At 55.3% G+C, this 23,941-nt stretch carries 21 protein-coding genes and 1 pseudogene; 2 read left to right on the top strand and 20 right to left on the bottom strand.

Annotated elements, in window-relative coordinates; genetic code table 11:
• The first annotated feature begins 56 nt into the window (after positions 1-56).
• Positions 57-2,003, top strand: coding sequence for a 1-deoxy-D-xylulose-5-phosphate synthase (locus tag BBDE_RS03475; RefSeq protein ID WP_003836881.1), 1,947 nt, complete (start codon positions 57-59; stop codon positions 2,001-2,003).
• A gap of 3 nt (positions 2,004-2,006) precedes the next feature.
• Here BBDE_RS03475 and BBDE_RS03470 read toward each other — a convergent pair whose 3' ends face one another.
• The 3 genes from BBDE_RS03470 to BBDE_RS03460 are packed head-to-tail and all read right to left on the bottom strand — an operon-like array spanning position 2,007 to position 5,438.
• On the bottom strand, positions 2,007-3,494 hold the full coding sequence (locus tag BBDE_RS03470; RefSeq protein WP_003836883.1) for an ABC transporter permease: 1,488 nt from the start codon (positions 3,492-3,494) through the stop codon (positions 2,007-2,009).
• Positions 3,491-4,714, bottom strand: coding sequence for a COG1361 S-layer family protein (locus BBDE_RS03465; protein WP_003836885.1), 1,224 nt, complete (start codon positions 4,712-4,714; stop codon positions 3,491-3,493). The genes BBDE_RS03470 and BBDE_RS03465 overlap by 4 nt, the downstream gene beginning before the upstream one ends.
• A gap of 34 nt (positions 4,715-4,748) precedes the next feature.
• Entirely contained in the window at positions 4,749-5,438 is a 690-nt protein-coding gene (locus tag BBDE_RS03460) for an ABC transporter ATP-binding protein (protein WP_003836887.1), read from the bottom strand.
• Positions 5,439-5,812: 374 nt separating this feature from the next.
• Between BBDE_RS03460 and BBDE_RS03455 the strand changes: the two genes are divergently transcribed.
• Positions 5,813-6,250, top strand: a complete 438-nt coding sequence (locus BBDE_RS03455) for a hypothetical protein (protein WP_003836890.1) — start codon at positions 5,813-5,815, stop codon at positions 6,248-6,250.
• A 178-nt stretch (positions 6,251-6,428) separates the two neighbouring features.
• Here BBDE_RS03455 and BBDE_RS03450 read toward each other — a convergent pair whose 3' ends face one another.
• From BBDE_RS03450 to BBDE_RS03365, 17 genes and pseudogenes are all read right to left on the bottom strand, one after another.
• Entirely contained in the window at positions 6,429-7,325 is an 897-nt protein-coding gene (locus BBDE_RS03450; RefSeq protein ID WP_003836892.1) for an SPFH domain-containing protein, read from the bottom strand.
• A gap of 154 nt (positions 7,326-7,479) precedes the next feature.
• Positions 7,480-8,559, bottom strand: coding sequence for an iron-containing alcohol dehydrogenase family protein (locus BBDE_RS03445; protein WP_003836894.1), 1,080 nt, complete (start codon positions 8,557-8,559; stop codon positions 7,480-7,482).
• A 34-nt stretch (positions 8,560-8,593) separates the two neighbouring features.
• Positions 8,594-9,451 (bottom strand): DUF1684 domain-containing protein, encoded by an 858-nt coding sequence (locus tag BBDE_RS03440; RefSeq protein ID WP_033489708.1) that lies wholly within the window; start codon positions 9,449-9,451, stop codon positions 8,594-8,596.
• A 34-nt stretch (positions 9,452-9,485) separates the two neighbouring features.
• The gene (locus BBDE_RS03435) at positions 9,486-10,352 is read right to left on the bottom strand and encodes a MetQ/NlpA family ABC transporter substrate-binding protein (protein ID WP_003836898.1); all 867 of its coding nucleotides are present in this window, start codon (positions 10,350-10,352) and stop codon (positions 9,486-9,488) included.
• 42 nt (positions 10,353-10,394) lie between these two features.
• Positions 10,395-11,072 carry a methionine ABC transporter permease gene (locus BBDE_RS03430; protein WP_003836900.1) on the bottom strand — a complete coding sequence of 226 codons (678 nt, stop codon included), beginning with the start codon at positions 11,070-11,072 and terminating at the stop codon, positions 10,395-10,397.
• Positions 11,069-12,136 carry a methionine ABC transporter ATP-binding protein gene (locus tag BBDE_RS03425; RefSeq protein ID WP_126622061.1) on the bottom strand — a complete coding sequence of 356 codons (1,068 nt, stop codon included), beginning with the start codon at positions 12,134-12,136 and terminating at the stop codon, positions 11,069-11,071. Before BBDE_RS03425 ends, BBDE_RS03430 begins: the two co-directional genes overlap by 4 nt.
• Before the next feature lie 39 nt (positions 12,137-12,175).
• Positions 12,176-13,342: an iron-containing alcohol dehydrogenase gene (locus tag BBDE_RS03420; protein WP_003836903.1), complete on the bottom strand. Its 1,167-nt coding sequence runs from the start codon at positions 13,340-13,342 to the stop codon at positions 12,176-12,178.
• 427 nt (positions 13,343-13,769) lie between these two features.
• Complete coding sequence (locus BBDE_RS03415) at positions 13,770-14,432, bottom strand: amino acid ABC transporter permease (RefSeq protein ID WP_003836905.1); 663 nt, start codon at positions 14,430-14,432, stop codon at positions 13,770-13,772.
• An 81-nt stretch (positions 14,433-14,513) separates the two neighbouring features.
• Positions 14,514-15,287, bottom strand: a complete 774-nt coding sequence (locus tag BBDE_RS03410; protein ID WP_228369745.1) for a transporter substrate-binding domain-containing protein — start codon at positions 15,285-15,287, stop codon at positions 14,514-14,516.
• 144 nt (positions 15,288-15,431) lie between these two features.
• Complete coding sequence (locus BBDE_RS03405) at positions 15,432-16,184, bottom strand: amino acid ABC transporter ATP-binding protein (RefSeq protein ID WP_033489703.1); 753 nt, start codon at positions 16,182-16,184, stop codon at positions 15,432-15,434.
• A 34-nt stretch (positions 16,185-16,218) separates the two neighbouring features.
• On the bottom strand, positions 16,219-17,430 hold the full coding sequence (locus tag BBDE_RS03400) for a trans-sulfuration enzyme family protein (RefSeq protein ID WP_003836911.1): 1,212 nt from the start codon (positions 17,428-17,430) through the stop codon (positions 16,219-16,221).
• A gap of 246 nt (positions 17,431-17,676) precedes the next feature.
• Entirely contained in the window at positions 17,677-18,852 is a 1,176-nt protein-coding gene (locus BBDE_RS03395; protein ID WP_003836913.1) for a pyridoxal phosphate-dependent aminotransferase, read from the bottom strand.
• 105 nt (positions 18,853-18,957) lie between these two features.
• Positions 18,958-19,617 carry a methionine ABC transporter permease gene (locus tag BBDE_RS03390; RefSeq protein WP_003836915.1) on the bottom strand — a complete coding sequence of 220 codons (660 nt, stop codon included), beginning with the start codon at positions 19,615-19,617 and terminating at the stop codon, positions 18,958-18,960.
• A gap of 5 nt (positions 19,618-19,622) precedes the next feature.
• Positions 19,623-20,701: pseudogene (locus BBDE_RS03380) on the bottom strand (methionine ABC transporter ATP-binding protein).
• Between the two features lie 108 nt (positions 20,702-20,809).
• Positions 20,810-21,676 carry a MetQ/NlpA family ABC transporter substrate-binding protein gene (locus BBDE_RS03375; protein ID WP_003836920.1) on the bottom strand — a complete coding sequence of 289 codons (867 nt, stop codon included), beginning with the start codon at positions 21,674-21,676 and terminating at the stop codon, positions 20,810-20,812.
• 58 nt (positions 21,677-21,734) lie between these two features.
• Positions 21,735-22,745, bottom strand: coding sequence for a ketopantoate reductase family protein (locus tag BBDE_RS03370; protein ID WP_003836922.1), 1,011 nt, complete (start codon positions 22,743-22,745; stop codon positions 21,735-21,737).
• A 268-nt stretch (positions 22,746-23,013) separates the two neighbouring features.
• On the bottom strand, positions 23,014-23,919 hold the full coding sequence (locus BBDE_RS03365) for a cysteine ABC transporter substrate-binding protein (RefSeq protein ID WP_033489701.1): 906 nt from the start codon (positions 23,917-23,919) through the stop codon (positions 23,014-23,016).
• Positions 23,920-23,941 lie beyond the last annotated feature (22 nt).

Here is a 23,941-nt window from a genome sequence, read left to right as displayed (position 1 = left end):
ACATGGTGCGATAGGATTTCGCCTTTGGAAGGCAAGGGAAAGGATCGTTGGACAAGATGACCGTTGGCATGTTGAATTCGATACACTCTCCGGCCGACGTGCATGCCCTTTCCTCTTCGCAGCTTGCCGATCTGTGCGCTGAAATCCGTGGCACCCTGTTGGAATACGGCAGGCGCCATGGTGGCCATATCGGCTCGAATCTGGGTGTCGTGGAATTGACGGTGGCCCTGCACCGCGTATTCGATTCACCGCGTGACCGTCTTGTCTTCGACGTCTCCCACCAAAGCTACGTGCATAAGATGCTGACCGGGCGTGCCACGGCCTATACCGATCCGAAACAGTTCGGGTCGGTGACCGGCTTCACGAATCCGCTCGAAAGCGAGCACGATTCCTTCGTGCTGGGGCATACCGGCACATCCATCTCATTGGCCTGCGGTCTTGCGAAGACCCGCGATATGCAGGTCAGTGCCTCCGGTTCCAGCGCGATCGGCAATGTGATCGCCGTGATCGGCGACGGCGCGTTGAGCTCGGCGATCGCCTTCGAGGGACTGAACAACGCGGCTGAACAGGGCGGCAATCTCATCATCATCGTCAATGACAACGAGATGTCGATAGCCGAGGATTTCGGCGGCATGTACGGCTCGCTGGCGGCGCTGCGCAAGTCGGACGGCACGGCCGCATTGAACCTGTTCAAAGCGTTCGGTCTGGACTACCGATATGTGGAGCGGGGCAACGATGTACACGCGCTGGTGGAGGCGCTGCGCGCAGTCAAGGACATCGACCATCCGATCGTGGTGCATGTGCATACCACCAAGGGACTCGGATTCGACGAAGCGGCCGGCGATGGCAACAATGGTTCGGATGGCTGCAACCAGACAGGTACCGAACCGCATGCCGGCCAATGCGAGGCGAATCACTGGCAGAATCCCGATTCTGCGCTCAACGCGGCGCTCGACGCGCGTAAATACTATGGCGCCATGGCGATGAACTCGCTCGAATCGCGGTTTGCGAACGAACCGGGATTGGTGGTCATCTCCCCCGCGACACCCGGGTCGAACGGCATAACCCGTGATTTCCGTGAACGCGCGGGTGCGCACTATATCGATACCGGCATCACCGAGGAACATGCCGCGGCGTTCGCGGCAGGTATCGCCAAAGCCGGCGGAAGACCGGTGTTGGCGACTTCCGCCACGTTTTTCCAGCGCACGTTCGATCAGCTGCAGCAGGAGTTGTCGCTGAACCATGTTCCGGTGACGCTGCTGATTTTCGGCGCCGGCCTTTCCGGTACGGACAACACGCATTCCGGCGCCTTTGATATCACGATGTTCGCGAATATCCCGGATCTGACCTGCCTTGCGCCGACCAGCGGCGAGCAGATGCTCGACATGCTGGCGTGGGCCACCGGCCCGTCCGAACATGGCGTGGTGGCGATCCGCATGCCCGGCGAGCAGATTCTCGAGTTGGAACGCGCCGCGGATATGGCGTTCGATCCGATAGCACGTGCCGCAGGCCACGAACCGGTCATTCCGGCTGTCGACAATGCCGGCGATTGTCCGTTCAACAGGTATCAGATTCTTCAGGCGGGGCGGGATATCGCGGTTCTGGGACTTGGCAACACCGTCGCGTTGGCTTCCCAAGTGGTCGACCGCCTGTCGGAAGGCGGCGCCGATGGCGATTCGAACGGTCTGCCGGCTCTCCCGGTGACCGCCACGCTGATTGCGGTGCCGCAGTATTCCTCGTTGGATGAGGAACTGTTGTCCATGTTGGCGGATGGCCACCGGATCGTGGTGACCCTTGAGGATGGACAACTGGAGGGCGGATGGGGCGAGAAGATCACCGCCTTCTACGCCAATTCGACCGATTCGCGGGCGAACGCCGTGCATGTCCTCAATTTCGGTGCGGTCAAGGAGTTCACCGACCGTGTGCCGCTTGCCGATCTCAACCGGCGTTACGGCCTGACGTCCGAGTGTATCGTCAACCGTATTCGTCAGGCGCGTCCCTAGTGCCTACTGCTCGTTTTTGATGGCGTCGAGCGCCGGAATCTTCACGGCCTTATTGGCCGGTCCGAAACCCGCAAGCACGCCGACTGCGATCGAAAACACGGTTGCGGCCGCAAACAGCCACCACGGAATCACGGAGATTCTGCTGACGTCATCACCGCCCATGATGGCCTTGATGACGTTCTCCCAACTGAATCCGTGCAATGCCACCAGATTGATGCCGAGCGAACCAAAAGCGGAAATCAGGCAGCCAATCACGCCACCGATCAGACCGATTGCACCGGCCTCGCACAAAAAGGTCACGCGAATGTCACGCACATAACAGCCAAGCGCCTTCATGATGCCGATTTCACGCGTTCGTTCCGATACCGACATGATCATCGTATTGGCGATGCCGATGGCGGCCACCAGGAACGAAACGCCGCCGATACCGCCCAGCGCCAACTGAATGCCCTGCGTCTGCTTCTCGATCTCCCTGCGCGTCTGCTCGAAGGACGAGGTCTGGTACCCCATTGACTTGATCTGGGCTTCGATACTCGGCACATCTTTGATGTTTTCCGCCCGTACCAGAATCTGATCGTAAGTGAAGTTGCGGGATACGTCCGTGACGCTGGTATTGGCCGCCTTGGCCATCAAGGCCTTCATATCGTCCATGGTCATGACCACACCGTTGCTCAACGCATCGTAACCGTTGTCGCTCGACTTGACTACGCCTACCGGCGTGTATTCGTTGGAGATGGTCGGAGTCTGCTGGCCGGCATTGCCGTCCGTGTCGGATCCGCCCGAAGTCCCACTGCCGACCTTACGGTAATCGTCCGGACTTTGATAGTTCGCCCCCGTGATCAGCGTTATTTTCGTGGTGAGCACATCGAAGAACGGCTCCTCACCTTCGCTTTCCTGACATTCGCCGCTCGCATCGCAGACGTAGCCGCCCGGTGCGGTCCGCTGTATGTCCGCGCCGGACCGGTATTTGTCGAGAAAATTGTAGGCGGTGCCTTCGCCGACGAGCACTTCGCCGCTTCTTGACGGCAATCGGCCGCTTTTGAGCGTGTAGCCGGATGCCTCCAATTGCGACGTGTTGACACCCATGACCGACAGATACTGCGCCGCATACCGGTTGCCGACGCCTGCAGTGGCATCAGTGGTATATTGCAGGGTCTTTTCCGATAGCACGCCGCTCACGCCCGCAATATTGCGAAAGCTCTGCACGGCATCGTCGTTCAGCTTCGCCTCCGTCGAAGAACCGGCGGAGTTCACGGCATCGTCATATCCGCCCCCTCCTTGGGAGCCGCTGCCGGCGTATACGGTGATGACGTTGAGGCTGCCCATGCTTTTGAGCATCTGCTCGTTCCGTTCGTTGATGCCCTGTCCGATCGAGATCATGAGCACGATCGAACAGCAGCCGACGACCACGCCGAGCACCGTCAGAATCGTGCGCGACTTTCGTCGGAACAGATTCTGACTGCAGGTGTGCAGGATATCGGAAAATCTCATGCCTGCCCCTTGGCGGAATCGGCGGATGCGGGATCGGCAGGTGCAATCGTCTGCGTCGGCGCCTCGTCGGCCGCGGCGGAACCGGCAGAATCACCGGACGCCCAATCGTCCCAATCCTCGTCGATATCGTGCTTCTTGGCCTTCTTCCTGTGACGGCGGACCAACACGACGGTCAACACGATCGCCACGATGACGGCAAGGGCGACGAGCGCCCACACCCATGCCGGAACACCCTGCTGGTTCTGCCCATCATCAGGCGTCATCCCGTCGTTGATGTCAGGCTTGGCGGCTTCCTGCGCAGTGAACTTTACCGGGAATTCCTTGGTCTGCGACTGTCCGTCGGAGTCCTCGTAGGTCACGCGCAGTTTGGCCTCGGTCTCTGTCGCCTCGTTCGGCGTGAATGCGAAGCCTATGGATCCGGACGCTCCGGACGCCACGTTGCCGATGTACTGCGTGGCCTGGGTGCTGGTGATGCCGTCGCCTTCGATGGATGCCTCGACATTGGAAATGTCGCCCTTGCCCTTGTTCACGTATGCCATGGTGATGGTGGCTTCCTCACCGGCGTTGATGATGTCGGGGAGCACCGGATCGCTCAGTTGGAAACGGTCGGGCTGCGAGACCGGTACCGAAATCTTGATGTCGGAACTGTTGGAGCTGCGCACATTATTATCGACGTATTCGTATTTGAAGCTTACGGTAATGCCCTGGGCGCCGCTCTTCGCGCTGGACAATGCCTGCATCGGCACGCTCTGCGTGAGCGAATAGCCTGCCCACAGCGAATCGAAGTAAAAGGTGTTCGTGCCGCCGTTGATGGCGAAGCTTTCGCCGCCGTCAACGGTCACGACCATGTTCTGCACGGCCACCTTGCCCATGTTTTGGAAGGTGAAACCGAGATTGAAGCTACTGCCGACCGATACGGAGCCATCGCCATAGGTGAAGTTGGTGATGATGATGTTCGGCACGGGGCCGGCAATCTGTTCGCTTCCGCCATCGCTGCCGTCAGAGCCTCCATTCGCCGGATTGACGGTGCCGTCCGATCCCGTGCCCGCGTCGGCATTGGTGTCGGCCAGTTGACCGGCCGCGGCCCGTGCCGCCTCATATTCCGCACCTCCGGCCATGGCGAACGCATGAGGCACCATGCAGGTCAGCATGATGACCACTGCCGCCACCGTGGCGATCAGCAGGTTGACGAATCGAGTCTTGCGATTGGTGTTGGTCATGAAAAACGGTCCTTCTTCTCTGTATCTGTCTGCGTCATGCCCTGTTTCGGCCGTGATGCACGGGTCGGTCGTCGATGATGCGCCCGTCAAGTAACGTGACGATGCGGTCGGCGTATTGCGCCATGTTGTCGTCATGCGTGACGAGCACGATGGTCTGATTGAAATCGTGTGCGAACGCGCAGATCATATCCATCACGTCGGTTTTGGTCTTGGAGTCGAGATTGCCGGTCGGCTCGTCGGCGAATACGACCTCCGGTCGCGCCACGAAGGCTCTCGCTATGCCGACGCGCTGCTGCTGACCGCCCGACATCTGCGTCGGATAATGCCTCATGCGTTTGCCAAGGCCCACACGCCTGAGCATGGTTCTGGCGACCGCTTCGCGCTTCTGTTTGGGCACGCCCCGGAACATCAACGGCATCGCCACGTTTTCGATGGCATTGAGATTCGGCAGCAGATTGTAGGACTGGAACACGAAACCGAGGTGTTTCTGCCTGAATTCCGCCAATTGCCGTTCATCGAGGCGGGAGATCGGCACGCCACCGATGCGCACGCCGCCTTTCGTCGGTTTTTCCATGCCCGCCAGCTGATTGAGCAATGTTGACTTGCCGGAACCCGATTCGCCGTAGATGCAGCAAATCTGACCACGTGGAATATTGAGATTGATGCGCTCCAGCGCCACGACGGTTTCGTCAAGCACCGGATATTCCTTGCGCAGGTTCCTCACCTCGATGATTGGTCTGACAACGGTGCCGGCAGATGCCGTTGCACCTGTTCGTTCAACCGATATCGGATGCAATGGTACGGTCCCTTCCACAAGCCTTCTTCGCCTTCCCCTTGAGGTTCTGGGGTTGAGTCTATACCTTTTTCATCATCCTTGCATCCCCTAGGGGAACACCCTGACCCACCTGATTTCACCGGCTTATCGCCATATTCGTCATCTCTCGTCGATATGATAACCCCCTCGTTTCGCGCCAAGAACACCCCGTTTCGTGCCAGAAGCCATTCACCCCGCAAATCATGAAAATAGAATGAAATCATCAGCTTCGACATTCAGAGAAGCGCCGAAAGCCGAAGCTGATCATTAGAAAGGGGATCATCATGCGTCGTCGTTTCACTCAGGCCGAAGTGTATTATCTGAATACCCTGCCCGCGGTCGAGCGGGCCTCCGCCGACCGCATCACCTATTCGCACGACTTCCAGGTACGTTGCATGGCGCAGTATCTGCGGGGCAATGGCCCGACCAGCATCTTCGCCAGCGCCGGCCTCGATCCGAAGATCGTCGGCGGCAAACGCATCGAACGTGCCATCGCCCGCTGGAAGGCCGATCCGCAAATCATGCTCGAAGCACGGGATTTCGCCAATGCATCCGGCTCCGATCAGCACGATCTGCTGGTACTCACCCAATCCATGACCATTAAATGGCTGGAGAAGAAGGTCATCGATCTGCAAACCCGCATCAATGCCCTCGAAACCGTCGGCAACACCGACACCGTGACAATGATGCCGGTACGACAACTGGTCGGAAGCGCCGCCTGACACGCATCCTTCCGCCCGCCAATCAAACGTGCACCGCTGATATGCAGTGCACCCGAATATGACAAGCCCCTCCTTTCGGGTTTTCCGCACTCTCCGTCACCATTCATGCGGTTTCCACCGAAAGGAGGGGTTTCACCTACCGTGACAATACAGAAAGTGGCAGGCGAAAGCCTTCACATCACTTCGCTTCGCCGGCGGTGAGCATGGCCTTGGTGACCTGCTCATACAGATCCTGATAGCCGCCTGGCGTCGATGCCGGCAAGACCACGGTCTTGGTGTTGTCGGACTCGCTGAGCGAACGCATCACATCAAGATACTGGTTGAACAGCACCACGTTGTTCACGTCGTTGATGTTCATGCCGACGGCCTGCAGGCTCTTGATCTGATCGACGATGCCGTTGGCTATCTCACGACGGTAGTTGGCCTGGCCTTCGCCCTGCAGTCGAGTCTTCTCGGCTTCTGCGGCGGCTTGGGTCTCGATCTGGATGCGCTGGGCTTCGGCACGCTGACGGGTGGCTTCCTTCTCGCGCTGGGCCGCGTTGATGGAATCCATGGCGTTCTTGACCTGTGGGCTCGGATCGATGGCCGTAATCAGCGTCTTGACCACGGTGAAGCCAAAACGGGCCATTTCATTGCCGACGGTCTTCTGCACGTCAAAGGCCACGTCATCCTTACGGGCGAACGCATCGTCAAGGGTCAGCGCCGGAATGGCGGAACGCAAGGCATCCTCCATGTAGGAGCGGAGCTGGCCCGCCGGATCGCGCAGCTCGTAGTAAGCAGTGGCCACGTTCTCCGGGTTCACACGGAACTGGGTGGAGGCCACGACGGTGACGAACACGTTGTCGAGCGTCTTGGTTTCCAGTTGCACGTTGAGTTGGTTGACACGCATGTTGGTTTTCATGGCGATGCGGTCGACGAACGGAATACGAATATGGATGCCGGCGAACTGCACCTTGTTGAACTTGCCGAACCGTTCGATGATGTAGGCCTGCTGCTGCGGCACGATGAATAGCGTGGACAGGAACAGGATGGCGATGATCACCGCAATGACAAGGAGAGCATATAGAAAGCCCATATCGTCACTTCCTCCTCTGGCTTCTCTTGATAGATCCAAGCGTCGCAACCATTGTGACGCCTAACCGTCAACCATATCAGCAGATTGCATTCGTTTGCATGGTTTGTCCGGAAGCGGAACCGCGATGCGCAAGCCGGCCAGTCGGTGCACCCCGCTACTGCAACCGCTCAACTTGTTCCATTGCCTGCATCACATCATCCGCGGTGATTCCAGGAACCGCCCGCGCAAAAGCCGCCTGTTCGCTGGATGCTAATTCAGCAACCTTACGCAGAACTGCATTATTCCACGAATCGACACCAATCTGAGCTAACGAATGGGGCAACCCCACCGCATCATAGAACGGAATCAAGGCACGAGCCTCGCTGCTTCGCCCCTCCGCGACAAGCTGAACCATGATGCCATATGCGACTTTCATCCCATGCACGACGGAAGCCGTCTGCGGCAACAAAGTGAGCGCATCATGCATGGAGTGGGCACCAGAGGCCCGTGCCTTGCACCCTCCAAAACCACCAACCGTCCCAGCCAGACCGATGTTCGTATCCACGACCAGCCGAAGATGCTCATTGGCTTCTCCTCTCCGCAGAGCTTTCAGAGCAAGTTCACTCTCTTTGAGCAATGTCTCACGAATCAGCAGTGCGGATTGTCGTGAAAGCCTGTCAAAGATGGCGAGCGAAGCGCCACTTTCGAACACGGGCCTAGACTCGTACCATTTGGCCAAAGTATCGCCTATGCCTCCGACCAGATATTCATATGGCCCGGTTGCGATCAAAGTTGCATCGACTAGAACTAAGTTGCTATTGCGGGAATGCAACGGTGCATCGACATAGCGATGCCGGTCATCATAATTGACGGACAGTGCCGAGTAGGCCGCGCAAGTGGCTGCCAACGTCGGCACCATTATCAAATCAATGCCGAGAATTTCAGCGACATTCTTCGCCGTATCGGAAAGTTTCCCGGCTCCGATGGCCACGATGGCATCCGCCTGCGACGTCCCGATGATTTGCGCCAACTCCTGTGCGTTACGTAGCGTGGCACTGCCATCATATCTGAACACCGGATATTCGGGGACTTCATCCGCATACTCGGCAAAGGCATTCCATGAATGTTCTCCGCTTACAATTACGGGATGCCGGTAATCAGACAGGTACCGACCAATGTCCTTGGCGACGCCCAACTCGCTGATGTAGCGATCCGGTCCGCTTCGTACATCATCATCATGAACATTTGAGCTCATCACACCCCCTATGCGTCATCCCGTTTCGACGATATCAGTACTGCGCACTGTCTTCAGGAGTCTTCTCCCCTGCCGTCACCGCGAACGGCAGATGATTCCTTCGAGAAGGAATCGGACACGTGCAATATGGCGAGAACGCACACGGATAGTTAAAGGCGTAGTTGAAATCGATGACATCAAGCGCATCGAGTTTCAATGGATCAAGATGCAGCACCCGCCCGATACCATAGGTTTCCTTGCCGGTCGTTTCATCTGAGAAAAACACCGTAACATGACCGAATACGTTCGAGACCACCAGCGAATGATGTCCACCGCCATAATCGAATTCCACGAAGCCCAATACCGGATAGGATTGCAGAACCGTCTTGACGACGGAATCATGAATATCCAATTCGTCATCATCTGCCCGGCGGAACGTCGCGGGGAATCGCCATCTGCGGTCAATCGGAAAATGTTCGATGCCTTTGAAGGCTTTACGACGTTCTGCATCGGGATCTTTCACACGGAGCCAGAACAGATGATTGTTCTGATCGTTAAGATTGGTTTGCGCATTGACTTCGATTCGAATATCACCATAATCGAGATAGCCCAACGCCTCCTCTCCAAAGGCTGTCGGTACAAAGACGAGTGGCTGTTCAACGAGCGTCTCCGCGTTATATACCTGTGCACGTTCTTCGGGAGTGTAGACCAACACATCATTTTTAGACGACCAGGTTCCTGGGATGCCCTCTATGGTTTTGCTCTGACCATCATTGATCCAATTGATGGACGTCGGGGAGAGATATCCATGTGGCGAGGACAACTCCTCGACACGCTGCGCATGCCAGATATGCCACTGTTGGATATATGGATCCGCTTTATGTGCGTCTTGGGGAACGTTGTGATTCGTCATACCGGTTTTCCTTTCTAATCGCTCGACCGACCGCTCAGTACTTGAACACCGGTACCACGGCACCCTTGTAGTTCTTGGTGATGGCATTCGCCACGGCCTTGGTATGGTAGGCATCCACGATTTTTTTATAGGTGGCGTTGTCTTTCTGATCATCGCGAGCCACGATGATATTGATGTATGGCTTGAAACTCTTGTTGCCGGAATCAATCGGCGCCTGATAGAGGGCATCATCCACGCTCATGCCGGCATCGATGATGAAGTTGGTGTTGGTGATGCCACCTGCGTAGTCCGGAAGCAGGTTGATGATGGCAGCGGCATCATTGAGTTCGATATCGATGCCGCTGGGATTCTCCGCGATGTCGTCAACGGTCGGATTCGCCTTGGTGTTGTCCTTCAGTTTAATCAAGCCTGCGGAATCCAAAACTTTCAATGCGCGGCCGGTATTCGTCGCATTGTTGGGGATGGCGATTTTGTCTCCGGCTTTGAAATCCTTCACGCTCTTGTATTTTTGGGAATAAAGATTCAACGGTGAAATGTAGGTCTCGCCAATTGCCGTGAGCTTATACCCCTTCTGTTCTTTCTCCTGATTAAGGAATGCATAGTGCTGGAATGCCGTCAAATCAAGCTCGCCATTCGCTTGAGCCTGATTGGCGTAGATACCATCCTGAAAAGCCTTGGTCTGAATTGTGATACCGGAGTTCTCGTCGTCAAGCTCCTTCTGCACAGCCTCCCAGATGGCATCATCGGAATTGCCGACCACGCCAACCGTCACAACGGTGCCGCCACTGCTCTGTGCGTTGCGATATATCGAATATCCAACGATTCCTACAATCACGAATGCCAATGCGACCAGCACGGTGATCAGATTCCTTTTGGCTTTTGCTTTGTTTGAAGTTGCCATGTTTCCCTTCCTTTTTTGCCTTTGTTGTGCAATGTTGTGAAATCAGTGTTCGGTCAACGCAACCAACTGTCTGCCGACGAATTCGATCACGCCGATGAGCATGACCAAGACGATGATGGTCGCATAGGTGGCGTCAAGCATGTACCGTTGATAGCCATAACGGATGGCGAAATCGCCCAAGCCGCCGCCTCCGACAATGCCGACGATTGCGGTGAGACCGATCAGGCTCACAATCGCGATGACGCTCACACGAATAATGGATGGAACGGACTCTCTGAGATAGATGCGATATACGATCTTCGACGTACTCATGCCCATGGATTCCGCCGCCTCGATGAGACCTGGATCAACTCCCGCAAGAGCGGATTGGATCTGTCTGGTGAAAAACGGCGTAATACCGACGACCAGTGGGAAAATCGCTCCTTTCGTTCCGATTGCCGTACCGACCAACGCCCTAGTGAACGGCACCAAAGCCGCCGCAAGAATGATGAACGGAATAGATCGGAACAGATTGATCAGTTTATCCAGAACATTGAAAACCACGGCCTGCTGAGCAAGACCGTCCCGCTGGGTCAGTGTCAGGCCCACGGCAAAAACAGTGGACAACATGAAGGAAAGCACTCCAGTGACCGCAACCATGATAAGCGTCTGAACGAAACTGTCGATGAATTCAGGTAGTCGATGGACCACATTGGGAAACCACTGAGCAAGGATGTTCATTGCGCCAGTACCTCGATTCCGATATTGCGACTCTTCAGATAGTCGATTGCAGCCTCAATATGGTCGGCGGGACCATCCAAAATCACCACCAGACCGCCCAACGGCGCATCGTCGATAATGTCGATGTCACCGAAAATGATGTTGACGTCGATATTAAATGAGCGAGAGATATGCGAGACGAGTGCTTCGGACACTTCCTTCGATATGTATTTCATACGTAGCAGCACCTGACCCGGATTGAGATCAACCAAGTTCGAGCCGTCCTCAAGCAGATCACTGATTTTTCCAAGGTTCGAAGTCGTCGCTACGAAAGCCTGCGTCAGAGGAGCCCTCGGATTGGCAAAGATATCGAATACCTTGCCTTCCTCCACAACGGTGCCGCGATCCATCACCGCGACGCGATTGCAAATCTGCTTGATCACCGACATCTGATGCGTGATGATGACAATCGTCAGCCCCAAAGTGTCATGTAGATGCTTGAGCAGTCTCAGAATGGACTTCGTAGTGTTGGGATCAAGTGCACTGGTGGCCTCATCACTGAGCAAGATGCTAGGATTGTTGGCCAATGCCCGTGCGATGGCAACGCGTTGCTTCTGACCACCAGATAGTTCGTTCGGATAATTATCGGCCTTTTCGGACAAATCCACTAGTTCAAGCAGTTCCTTGACACGGGATTCCCGCTCACCCTTGCCAAGACCTGAATCAAGCAATGCCAGCTCAACGTTACCCGCCACCGTTCTGGAAGGCATGAGATTGAATGATTGGAAAATCATGCCGATGGAGCGGCGTACCGCCCTGAGGTCTTTTTTGGACAGATCTGTGATTTCGTGTCCATCAACGACCATGGAGCCGCCATCATATCGTTCCAGGCCATTAATGCACCGTACCAGTGTGGATTTTCCGGCACCACTCAATCCTATGATGCCGTAAATGTCTCTTTTGGTGATATTCAGGTTCACATCATGCAAAGCCACCTTCTCACCATCTTCGGTGCGGTATATTTTTTTGAGATTCCTTATCGTCACCAGATTTCGCTGATACGATATTGTCGTTTCATCCGTCATATCCATTCCTTACGGTTTCGTGACAATTCACAGCCATGTTCAGTAAGCGAGGCGAAGTACCGCTATGACATCATTCCGGTCGAGCGGTGAATAATTGCCGACTGTTTTGCTTCCATTAAGAGTCAATCGATCAGCCACATGTTCAATGGAGCTCTCCGCAATCCCCAGTTCATGCAGGCTCGTGGCAAGTCCAAAAGCCTTGAAATGCTCTTCGATTCGATTGGCGAAGTAGTTGGCAAGCTGTTCCGCGTCATTGTCGTAGGGATCGGCATCGAATACCCGAACGGCGAGCTGGGCATACCTCTTCGGTTGGCGTCGAGCCACATAACGGATGATCGATGGCAGAATTGCCGAAATTCCCTCACCATGAATAACATCAAACTCACCACCCAGCTCATGTTCGATCCGGTGAGTGGTCCAGTCATTCTCCGAACCTGTGGCCAGAAAGCAATGATTGAACATGGTTGCTGACAGCCAATGCAGTTCGGTGCGATTCTTCAAATCCTGAGGATCCTCCACGAATCGCCTGCCTGCCACCAGTGCCGCCTTCAGGCCCCCTTCGAGTAATCTGTCCTCGGATTCCAAATGATCTTTCGCCGTGAAATACGGTTCTAGGAAGCCAACTGCGAGATCCGCTACCGCAGCCGCCTGATATCGATAAGGAGCGGTACGGGAATACTCCGGATTGACTATGGCGAATTTCGGAATCACAATACGGTTCTCTAAGGCGCGTTTGTCATGTCCTTGTTGAAGCACCGCGCAATCCGATACCTCGGAACCGCTCCCGGGAATCGTGGAAATCACGCCGACCGAAACACTGCTCTGTGGTTCGGCAACTCCAGTGAATAAATCCCAGACGTCCCCATCGTACTCAAGACCAACACCCACCGCCTTGGCCGTATCGAACGAACTTGCGCCGCCTACCGCCAAGATGAAGTCGACATCTGCCGCCCGAGCCTGATCAATCAGATTCCGAACCAGGTCGATATGCGGGTTTGGCACAACGTCGCCATTCTCAATCAGATTCGCCCCTATGTTGCGTGCAGCCTGATTGATGACATCATGGATGCCGAGGTCGAATACATAATCACCGCTGTATATCAGCAAAATGGAGGTTGCCGCATTCTCTCGCAATAATGCCTCCAATTGATTTTGGGAACCAACGCCAAAAACCAATTTGCTTTGCGTATAGTAGATAAAAGACATAATACATTTCCTTTTATATTCTCAAAAAATTAATTATTGTTTGCACTAAACCACAGTAAAGCACATAAAAGCGTGCTCCACGCGACTTGCGATATATGTATAATCTATAGCTTTCCGACTACGCAAAGAATAATATTATCTTAATAAAGAATCATCAATATTATTAATAACATCACACTAGATTAATGCTTTAACGGTATTCGCTTCCTTACTTATCAGCAAAATACACCAAGCACTATCTTGTAAATGCCAGCAATACAGCCACGCCGATGTTAACTATTTACAGGCATATGGGCAAAGAGACAACCAACAAATCCAAAACCCGTCCCATCAGGGTATCGACTCGACCGACCCGGAAGCATGAGATGAGCCGATTCGCAACTTCGATGTCATTGCCGTCAATCGATGATCCGCCAATACGGCAAAATCAGAAACGTTTGGCAAGCTGCCTTTCGCATATCCCCTGCAGCCAAGTCAATACCGTACAAAACGCCAGATAGATAAGACCGACTTCGCAATACAGCACCAAAGGCTCATACGTAGTCGCGACGATACGCTGCGCGGCCATGAACATCTCGGCCACTGTGATGTTTGCAGCAAGCGAGGTGTCCTTCACCAACGAGATGAAAGTGTTGAACAATGCGGGGAATGCAGATTTGAACGCCTGCGGCAACACGATAAGCCGCATGATGGTCAGATAATTCAAGTTAGTGGTCAGGCCGGCTTCAATCTGACCCTTAGGCACTGCAAGGATAGCCCCGCGCAACGTCTCCGAAGCATAAGCGCCAACGTTGAGAGAGAACGCGATGATCGCAGACGGGAAAGCAGGAACGACAATGCCCACCGATGGCAAACCAAAGAAAATCACGAACAATTGAACCAACAGGGGAGTTCCTCGGAACACCCACACATAGAATTGGGCAATCCGTTGAATTACCGGCACTTTCGCCACACGGACAAGCGCAACTGCAATGGCCAACGCCAATCCGACGACAAAAGATATGAGAGTCAACGGGATGGTCACCGTCAACCCCGGAATCAACAATTTGTCAAAGGAGTCAACAATGACTCCCCAAAGCCTGCCGTCCATGATTCCTCCTGTCTCTACATCACATTCCACGGCGGCCACGAATCACAGTCCCGCAACCACCGTGAAATCACGAATACGGATTTACTTGACAGAGACATCCTCACCGAAGTACTTAACGGAAAGCTTCTCCAAGACACCCTTCTTCCGTAGCTTGGCAAGAGCATCATTGACGGCTTTCACCAGATCGTCCTCACCCTTACGAATGGGGAAGGCCGCAGCAGGACTGACTTCGGACTTTGCGGAAATCTGAACTTCCGCATCCGGCTTTTGCTTAAGATAGTCAAGAACCGCCAACTTGTCATTGAGCGTCACCTCTGCACGACCAGATGTGATGGCATCAACGGCTTGGGCGAAATCATTGACGGACACGATATTGGCGCCATTTTCCTGGGCGGTCTGGTTCCAGTTGCTGGTTTTGGTTTCGGCTGCGTTCTTACCTTTGATATCAGCGAAGGTCTTGATGTCATCATTTCCCTTTTTCGTCACCGCAACACCCTGCGAATAGGTGTAGAGATCAGTGAAATCATATTTCTGTTTGCGCTCATCACTCGGCGCCACCTGATCCGCTACGGTATCAAACTTCTTTGCATCCACTCCAGCAAGAAGAGAGTCCCAATTGGCTTCTACGAACTTGGCCTTAACGCCAAGTTCCTTGGCAACGGCCGTTGCAACTTCAACGTCGTAACCAGTCAGCTTATCATCAGCATCATGATAGGAAAATGGAGCATATGTGCCTTCTGTTCCGAAAACAATTTCTCCATTCTCCTTAATTTGATCAAGCTCACCGACTGATGAGGAATTATTAGATGAACCACATGCACCAAAACCGATAATCGAGATTGCTGCAATTGTCACAGTCACAAATTTCTTCCACACTGAAATATTCCTAGACATTATTTCCTACTTCCAATGATTACCATTCAGTCAATTTCACTAAAAATTACAAGCAGATGATGTTCGCGATTCCCCGGATTCCACTAAGATAATGTCTCCAGATTTCTAGCTATAAATTAAACTAGAATCGTGTATCGAAGCCAGAAACCGCGCAGTACGCACTTCAGTCGGGTGATTGAAGATTCGTTCCGGACTACCCTGCTCCACGATTTTGCCGCTTTCGAAGAACACGACATGATCAGATGCATTACGAGCGAAACGCATCTCATGCGTAACCATAAGCATGGTCATTCCGGAATCAACCAAAGACCTGATAACGGCAAGCACTCCGCCCACCATTTCCGGATCCAAAGCAGACGTAGGTTCATCCAACACCAACAGCTCCGGCTCCAAGGCGATCGCCCTAGCTATGGCGATACGCTGCTGCTGGCCTCCGGACAACCTGCTCGGATATCTGTCGGCAAAATCAGCCATTTTCACCCGTTCAAGCTCATCAAGCGCAGTACGTTCAGCCTCCTTGCGGCTCTGTCCCTTGACATGCATCAAGCCAAGCGCAACATTATCTAAAGCGGTTCTATTCAGAAAAAGGTTGTAATTCTGGAACACGAATCCAATCTTCGAACGAACCGAAAAGATATCCTTAGGCCTGGCACTGGCCAAAGAAACAATGCCTTGACCGAAGTCAATCGTCCCATCATTGGCAGACTCCAGATAGTCAATCACACGCAATAGCGTCGATTTTCCAGACCCGCTCGGCCCGATGATTGAAACGACGTTGCCCTGCGGAATATCCAAATCGATGCCATTAAGTACCGCTTGCGTCCCGAACGATTTTCGTACGCCTCGAATCTTTATCATGCTTACACCTCAATCGTCACGTGATAGCTGACTCTCAGACCAGCGCACTCTCGTCAAGCGGTTTCTCCCTCGCAATCAAACAAGCTTCTGCAGCCTTCTCAAATGCCTGAGCCAGATCTTCCGTCAAATCACGAGCATCTTCAATGCCGATGGATAGGCGAATCAGCTCATCAGTGATGCCGACTTTTAAACGCTCGTCACGCGGAAGTTCGAAATGCGTCATACGGCACGGTAGTTCGGCGAGACTCTCAACAGCGCCCAAGGAAACCGCCAAACGGAATAGCCTCAGGTTGTTCAACACGTCAGATGGGTCGATTCCCTTGACGACCTCAAAGCTCAGGACGCCACCGGCGCCACGAAGCCCCTTAGCAACCAGATTCTCACCATCAGTGAGTCCTGGATAATAGACGTTCCTCACTAGCGGATGGTTCAACAAGTACTTCGCCACCGAAATCGCGTTCTCCTGCTGCCGTTCCAATCGCAACGCTAACGTCTGAATGCCCCGACGCACCGAATCACACTCCGTCGGAGCGAGCACTCCACCAAGACGATTTTGTGCAAAGTATACACGCTGTCCAAGCCGATCATCCTTCGTCACGACCAAACCCGCAATCACATCGGAATGTCCGGCCAAGTACTTCGTAGCCGAATGCAGTACGATGTCCGCCCCGAGATCAAGCGGATTCTGCAGATACGGCGTAACGAACGTATTATCGACGATTACTATCGCCCCGTAACGATGTGCGATTTCAGCAATCGCATACACATCGTTCACCTTCAGCAAGGGATTGGTGATGGTTTCAAAGTAGATTGCCTTTGCCGGAAATCTACCATTTGCATCATGTCCTGCGACGGCCCGCTCGACATCTGTCAGATTGCAGGTGTCGACGGAATCAACGAGAAGACCCCAGCGGTTGAAGTGTTCGTTCAACTGCGAATATGACCCGCCATATACATTATCTCCAGCGATGATACGGTCGCCGGGCTGGAAGATCGACAACACCGCATGGATGGCGGCAAGGCCGGAACCAAAAGCGAAACCACGTGTGCCATGCTCAAGTTGCGCGATCTGCTTTTCTAGGAACTCGCGGGTTGGATTGCCACTGCGCGCATAATCCCAGCGAGGCATGGACTCGACCGATTCGAAAGCATAGGTGGACGAGTTGTAGATCGGCGGGTTCACGGCTCCGGTGTTGTTGTCGTTGACCGGTAGCCCGTGGACAAGCTGGGTATTGAATCTGGCCATGATGCGCACCCCCTCGGGTTCAATCAGGCCGCATATCTTTCATGCGGCGACATTCGTCATTGAACACCATCGAAAACCGTGAAACACGGCTCTTCTTATAGGCTTTGCTTATGGTCTTTTGACGCTCCCGCGCGACCTCGGGGTTCTTGAAGGCACTATCGATTTTTCATATACCGGCACATACCGACAAAACAATGGCCGGGCGGCCGATTCTCATCCAGAGAACGACCGCCCGACCATTAGCAACTACAGCACGGCGGCTATGCGGCGCACCGCCTCCCGCAGTTGATCCTCTGACTTCAATAGGCTGAATCGCACATAGTCGACGCCGACTTTGCCGAAACAGGTACCCGGCAGCGCGGCTACGGCGGCACGTTCCAGCAGCAGATCGGCGAACCGCTCGCCGGTCAGCCCTTCCGGAGCATGCACCCAAGCGTATATGCCACCGTCCGAATCGAACACGTCCAAGCCGGCATCGCGCAGACCGTCGGCGACGATCTGCCGACGCAACGCATAGCGTGAAGCCAACTCGGCCACGCATTCCTGATCGGACTGCAAGGCCACGGTACCGGCATCCTGCACGTTGCCGGTCACCATGGAACCCATCTGATAGTGATACTGTTTGACGTGGCTGACGATGTCGTCGTTACCGGCGATGAATCCGGCCCTCCAACCGGCCATCGCGTACATCTTCGAGAGTGAGCATACCTCGACGGTCACATCGAACGCATCCGGCAACGATAGGATGCTGATCTGCTGATTGCGCACACCCAAACCGGCATAGGCGAAATCCTGTACGATCACGAAGCGGTGCTCATGAGCCAGCTCGATGGCGCGTTCCAGGAACTCACGCGGCGCCTGCGCGCCGGTCGGATTGTTGGGATAGTTCAGAATCAGCACCTTGACGCGATCCCAGGTCTCCCCCGGCACCGCATCCAGATCGGGAAGGAATCCGCGCTCGGCAAGCGATGGCAGCAGAATCTCCTCAGCGCGGCTCATCAGTGTCATGCAATGGTACGACGGATAATACGGATCCGCGTATGCAACGGCGTCTCCCTCAGACACCAGCACCGCAAACAGCGCCGCCAATCCATCGACGGCGCCCTCCACCGCAAACAACTGCGTCCTCCAATCCAAGTCGACGTCGTACGTATTGCGATACCAATGCTCGGCCGCCTGCAGAAAACTCGGTTTGCCGTCGAACGGCGAATACCGCGCGTTCGCGGGGTCATCGACGGCCTGCTTGGCGACGTCACGGATGAAATCCGCCGGAAAGGCGTCCGGATTGCCTTTCGCCAGATCGATCACGTCGGCGCCGCCCGCGACGGCGGCAGCGACCTTGCGGTCCATGTCGGCGAAGACATTCGGCGGAATCGACTGCGCGACCGTAGTGAACGCGACCGGGGAAACGTATGAAGTCATGAAAACACCTGCCTTGCTGAAAGCAACCGCGTACGTGGAGCCGGGACCGAAAACAGCCTCAGCTTGCCACGTACGCCGTCAACCTTTGTTACGACACCGTCAAGCTCAGTGAGTCACCTTGCGTGCGATGGCATCGCCGATCCATTGGATGATCTGCACGATGACGATCAGAATGATCACGATCGCCACGAGCACGCCGGTTTCGTACCGGTTATAGCCGTACTGGATGGCCATGTCGCCGATGCCGCCCGCGCCGATGGTGCCGACCATCGCGGAGTAGCCGATCAGCGAGATGATGGTGAGCACCACGCCGCGGATGAACGACGGCAACGCCTGTGGGAACACCGCTTCGCAGATGATCTGCCTGGTGGTGGCACCGGTGGAGATGGCCGCCTCCAAAAGGCCCGGATCGACTTCGGAAAACGCGCTTTCCGCGATTCGGGCGAAGAACGGCACTGCGGCGATCGACAGGGAGATCGCGCCGCCGGTCGGCGTGTACGGGTCGCCGAGCAAGAGCTGCGCAACCGGGATGAGCACGACCATGAGAATCAGGAACGGTAGCGATCGAATGGCGTTGACGATGAATCCGACGATGGTGTTGACCACACGATTCGGCTTGAACAGGCGGCTTTCAGTCAAATACAGCAACAGCGCGATCAGAGTGCCGAGCACCACGCCGATGATGGCGGAAATGACAACCATATACGCCGTATCCAATAGCGCCTGAGCAAGATTTTCCTGAAGGATCTCAAGGGTTTCTTCCATATCTCTCACACCTCCTGAGCTTGAGCGGATGCAACGGAATCGGCGGTTTCAGGAGCGATCGCCAGCTGTCCGCGATCAAGTTCCCGGTAGCTGAACACGTGCGTTTTCAACTGATTCAGCGCCTGTACCAGCGGCTCGCCCGCTCCGCCCACCAACACGATGAGAATGCCGATGGCCTGCGAACCGAAGTATTCCACGTTGGCATGCAACACGTTGATGCTTACGCCGTAATCCTGTGCCACTTGGCTGATGAGCGGCTCAAGCGCCGCATCGCCCTTGTATCGCAGCTCCACGATGGTGCCGACCGGTAGCGACGGCACCAACTGCGGCGGTACGGCGATGCCAAGGTAGGTTCCACCAACGCCTTGGTGGTCGGATGATTCGGCGCACTGAACACGTCGAAGGTGTTGCCCTGTTCCACTACCACACCGTTTTCCATCACGGCCACGCGGTCGAAGATCTGCTTGGCCACATCCAATTGATGCGTGATGAATACGATGGTGATGCCAAGCTCGCGATTGATGCGTTGCAATAGCGCCAGAATGCCTTCCGTGGTTTCAAGATCCAGCGCGCTGGTGGCCTCGTCGCACAGGAGGATCTCCGGCTCGTTGGCAAGCGCACGGGCAATCGATACACGTTGCTTCTGCCCACCTGAAAGGCTGGACGGATAGCTGTCGATCTTGTTTTCCAGTCCGACGAGCGTAAGCAGTTCGCGGATGCGCTCCTGCCATTGCGGCTTCGGATATCCGCCCGCTTTAAGCGCGAATTCGATGTTCTTGCCGACCGTGACGTTGCCGATCAGGTTGAAGCCCTGGAAGATGAAGCCTATTTTCTTGCGCAGCCCGCGCAGATCCGCACCTCTCAGCCCGGTGATGTCATTGCCGTCAATGACGACTTGTCCGCCGGTGGGGCGTTCCAGCAGGTTGATGGTACGTACCAGCGTGGATTTGCCGGCACCGGAAAAACCGACGATGCCGAAGATCTCGCCTTTGTCGACGTTCAAAGTCACATGTTTGACGGCTTCGACGGTTCGGCCGCCTTCATGGAAGGTGACGGATACATCCTTCAGTTCGATGACGCTCATTGTTCCCTCGTTGTTTCGATTGGCTCGGTAACTCGATTGACGAATCGGTGGGCTTTCCCGCTCAACGCATCTCACACGGGAAACCCACCGATCAGGCCAGTCGACGGTTCACCAAGTGGTCGGCTTGCCGAAATCCTTGAAATCGCTCTTGGCGATGGCGTCCTTGAATTCCTGGCTGGTCAGCAACTTCTTGACGGCCTTACCGAAGTCGGAGTCGACGTCCTTGGTGTTGACCACGAACACATTGATCACGCCTTCGTCCTGCTGTTCCGTGGCAAGCGCCTCGGCTGGCTTGAGTCCCGCAGCCCAGGCGAAATTGCCCGGAACGAGCGCCACATCGACCGTATCGACGGAACGGGCCAGCTGGGCCGCGTCAAGGGTCTTGATCTTGAGGTTCTTCGGATTCGAAGCGATGTCGTTGACGGAAGCCTTGGTGGAGTCGATGTCTCCCTTGAGGGTCACGAGGCCCTGCTGTTCAAGCACTCCAAGCGAGCGTGCCAGATTGGAGCCATCGGCCGCAATGGACACGGTGGAGCCGTCTTCGATATCGTCGATGGACTGGTACTTCTTGGAGTAGATGCCCAGGCCCAGCGTCGGTACCTGGCCCAGCGAGGTCAGATCGAGGTTGTTGTCCTTCGTGAATTTGTTCAGATAGTTGATGTGCTGCATCAGGTTGGCCTGAATGGAGCCGGAGGCGAGCGCCTTGTCGGGCTGCACGTAATCGTTGAACAGCTTGGTCTTGAGTTCGAAGCCGTCGTCTTTGAGGAGCGGGCCGATGACCTTTTCGACCATGTCACCATATGGTCCGGGGCACACGCCCACGGTGATCTTGGTGGTCTTGCCGCTATTGGAGTCGAGGCTGGCCGAGGTGCTGTCGGAGCCGCAGGCGGCGACGGAGACGAGCGTCGTGACGGCGAGTACGGCTGCGAACACGCGCTTGACGTCGTTCGCTTTCTTCAGGATGTTGATGGTCATGGGTTTCCTCTCTCGTATGTGTGTCAGAAAAAACGAAGATATATGGTTACTTATACGGTCACTTGCTTGCCTCGGCGTCGGCTTCGGCCTGGGCTACGATATCCGGATTGTGGATGGCGAAGGCACGTTCCGCAAGATGCACCTCTCGGGTGAGGAATTCATGCAGCTTGCATACGTAGCCGTTTTCGCGGCCCACCTTGGCGATGTATCCGTTGATGTAGTCGACTTCCGTGGGACGTCCCTTGGTCAGATCCTGATACATGGACGGGTAGTGCAGCGGATGAGCCACTCCGGCGGTGTGCAGAATGGTCTCGACCTCCGTCTCACGTGTGCCGAGCAGTTCGTATCCCGCCGCCTCGGCCGCGCCGTAGGCCTCGTCCACGAGCTGTTCGGTGAGCCAGCGCGCGTCGGGATGTGCGTGAAATTCGCCGAAGCGAATCTGATACATGGTGCACAGCGTGTTGAGCACGGCATTGAACACGATCTTGGCCATGCACATGCCGATGAAGTTCTCCACGATAGTCGGGTTCAGCGTGGCCGCCGTGAAATCCTCGAACAGCACCTGTTCGGCCGCCTTCACCCCCTCGCTCGGATCGTCGGCGTAGGAGCACAGGTTCATGGCCTTGGCATGGGCGCCACCGGTGAAGTTGAAGTCGCCCGGACCATATACGTAGGCGCCGATCAGTGCCGTACCGCCGTAGATACGGTCTTTGGAGAAGTATTCGTTGAGTTTTTCGAAATGGCCGTACCCGTTCATCGCGGAGAACACGATCTGGCGGTCGTTGAACAGGTGGGCGCAGCGCTTGAGCACGGCGTCGAGCTGCATCTGCTTGACGAATACGATCCACACGTCCGGCTCGCCGGTGTATTCTTCCGGATAGTAGACGTCGATCGGCACCAGATGGCGGTCTTCGCCATCCTGCGACACATAGGCGCCGCCCTGTTCGCGAATCTTCTCGACGTTCGGCTTCCACGTATCGATGAAATCAACGTCCTTATGCGCGAACTCCTGCAACAGAACACCATACTGAATGCCCATTCCGCCGGCACCGATCACTGCGTACTTCATGCCCCGATCTCCTCTCTCGTCAGTGCTTTTCACCGTCTTTTCAAACGGACAATCACAAGATATCGGAAATAATCAAGCCGGATACCGGCGTGGCTATACGCACTTCTTATGGAAGGCGCAAATCGTAATAATCAATATTTATGGAGCGTTATCAGGATGTCGGCATCAACAGGGGCGCGACCGGGATCCCAACAAAAAAGACCTTCCGCGAAAGCGAAAGGCCTTTCCCATGGGTGTCGTCTTGCAAATCGCAGGTCGACGGCTATCGTCAGTCGACGACGCCCTTTTCCACGACGATGTCGTCCGGGTCGACGTCGGAGCCGTACACCGGCTTCAGAGTCTCCTCGTAATCCTTGTGGAAGAAGTTCTCGTCACCGAGCTTGTCGATTTCCTCGTTGATCCAGTCGAGCAACTCCTTGTTGCCCTTCTGCACGGCCGGAGCGATGGTATCTTCGTCACCGAGCTTGGTGATGCCGACCTTGAAGCCCTTGTTGGACTTGGCCCAGGCAAGCACCTCGGTGTTATCGGTGGAGAATGCGTCGCCACGACCATCGAGCAACGCATTATAGGCATCGGCGTACTGGTCATACTTCTGCAGCTTGATGTCGGGCTCGTTCTTCTCGAAGTAGGTTTCCGCGGTGGTGCCCTTGGCCACGATCAGGGTCTTGCCCTTGAGCTGGCTTACATCGGTGATTTCAGCGCCTTCCGGGGAAACGACGCCGAGCGCGACCTTCATGTACGGCTTGGCGAAGTCGACCTTCTCCTTGCGTTCGTCGGTCACAGTGAAGTTGGCGAGGGTGACGTCGACCTTGTTGGAGGTGAGCACGTCCACACGGGCAGCGGGATCGACGGAGGTGTAGGCCGCCTTCACGCCCAGATCCTTGGCGAGACGCTCGGCGAAGTACACGTCGTAGCCGGCGTAGTTGCCGTCCTTGTCGACATAGCCGAACGGGGCCTTGTCGGAGAACACGGCCACCTTGAGCTCACCGGACTTTTTGATTTCGTCCAGGGTACGGGCGGTGGTCTTGCTCGAACTGGAGCCGCTCGCAGTGGAACCCTCGTCACTCGGGGTCGCTGCGGACGGGCCGCATGCAGCCACGGAGGCCGCCATGATCAACGCGGCCGATGCGGCCACGATGTTCTTTACGGTTTTGCTGATGATTGATGCGGTCATGGTTTCTCCTCTCTTCAAGATG

The organism is Bifidobacterium dentium JCM 1195 = DSM 20436 (assembly GCF_001042595.1).
In the GTDB taxonomy this organism is placed as follows: Bacteria; Actinomycetota; Actinomycetes; order Actinomycetales; family Bifidobacteriaceae; genus Bifidobacterium; species Bifidobacterium dentium.
Note: the sequence above shows the minus strand (reverse complement) of the source record. Positions and strands in the feature narration are given on the sequence as shown.

Bases quoted from the DNA above. Each gene is read 5' to 3' on its own strand.
- BBDE_RS03475 (WP_003836881.1), top strand. From the start codon at position 57: ATGACCGTTGGCATGTTGAATTCGATACACTCTCCGGCCGACGTGCAT.
- BBDE_RS03470 (WP_003836883.1), bottom strand. From the start codon at position 3,494: ATGAGATTTTCCGATATCCTGCACACCTGCAGTCAGAATCTGTTCCGA.
- BBDE_RS03465 (WP_003836885.1), bottom strand. From the start codon at position 4,714: ATGACCAACACCAATCGCAAGACTCGATTCGTCAACCTGCTGATCGCC.
- BBDE_RS03455 (WP_003836890.1), top strand. From the start codon at position 5,813: ATGCGTCGTCGTTTCACTCAGGCCGAAGTGTATTATCTGAATACCCTG.
- BBDE_RS03450 (WP_003836892.1), bottom strand. From the start codon at position 7,325: ATGGGCTTTCTATATGCTCTCCTTGTCATTGCGGTGATCATCGCCATC.
- BBDE_RS03445 (WP_003836894.1), bottom strand. From the start codon at position 8,559: ATGAGCTCAAATGTTCATGATGATGATGTACGAAGCGGACCGGATCGC.
- BBDE_RS03440 (WP_033489708.1), bottom strand. From the start codon at position 9,451: ATGACGAATCACAACGTTCCCCAAGACGCACATAAAGCGGATCCATAT.
- BBDE_RS03435 (WP_003836898.1), bottom strand. From the start codon at position 10,352: ATGGCAACTTCAAACAAAGCAAAAGCCAAAAGGAATCTGATCACCGTG.
- BBDE_RS03430 (WP_003836900.1), bottom strand. From the start codon at position 11,072: ATGAACATCCTTGCTCAGTGGTTTCCCAATGTGGTCCATCGACTACCT.
- BBDE_RS03425 (WP_126622061.1), bottom strand. From the start codon at position 12,136: ATGACGGATGAAACGACAATATCGTATCAGCGAAATCTGGTGACGATA.
- BBDE_RS03420 (WP_003836903.1), bottom strand. From the start codon at position 13,342: ATGTCTTTTATCTACTATACGCAAAGCAAATTGGTTTTTGGCGTTGGT.
- BBDE_RS03415 (WP_003836905.1), bottom strand. From the start codon at position 14,432: ATGGACGGCAGGCTTTGGGGAGTCATTGTTGACTCCTTTGACAAATTG.
- BBDE_RS03405 (WP_033489703.1), bottom strand. From the start codon at position 16,184: ATGATAAAGATTCGAGGCGTACGAAAATCGTTCGGGACGCAAGCGGTA.
- BBDE_RS03400 (WP_003836911.1), bottom strand. From the start codon at position 17,430: ATGGCCAGATTCAATACCCAGCTTGTCCACGGGCTACCGGTCAACGAC.
- BBDE_RS03395 (WP_003836913.1), bottom strand. From the start codon at position 18,852: ATGACTTCATACGTTTCCCCGGTCGCGTTCACTACGGTCGCGCAGTCG.
- BBDE_RS03390 (WP_003836915.1), bottom strand. From the start codon at position 19,617: ATGGAAGAAACCCTTGAGATCCTTCAGGAAAATCTTGCTCAGGCGCTA.
- BBDE_RS03375 (WP_003836920.1), bottom strand. From the start codon at position 21,676: ATGACCATCAACATCCTGAAGAAAGCGAACGACGTCAAGCGCGTGTTC.
- BBDE_RS03370 (WP_003836922.1), bottom strand. From the start codon at position 22,745: ATGAAGTACGCAGTGATCGGTGCCGGCGGAATGGGCATTCAGTATGGT.
- BBDE_RS03365 (WP_033489701.1), bottom strand. From the start codon at position 23,919: ATGACCGCATCAATCATCAGCAAAACCGTAAAGAACATCGTGGCCGCA.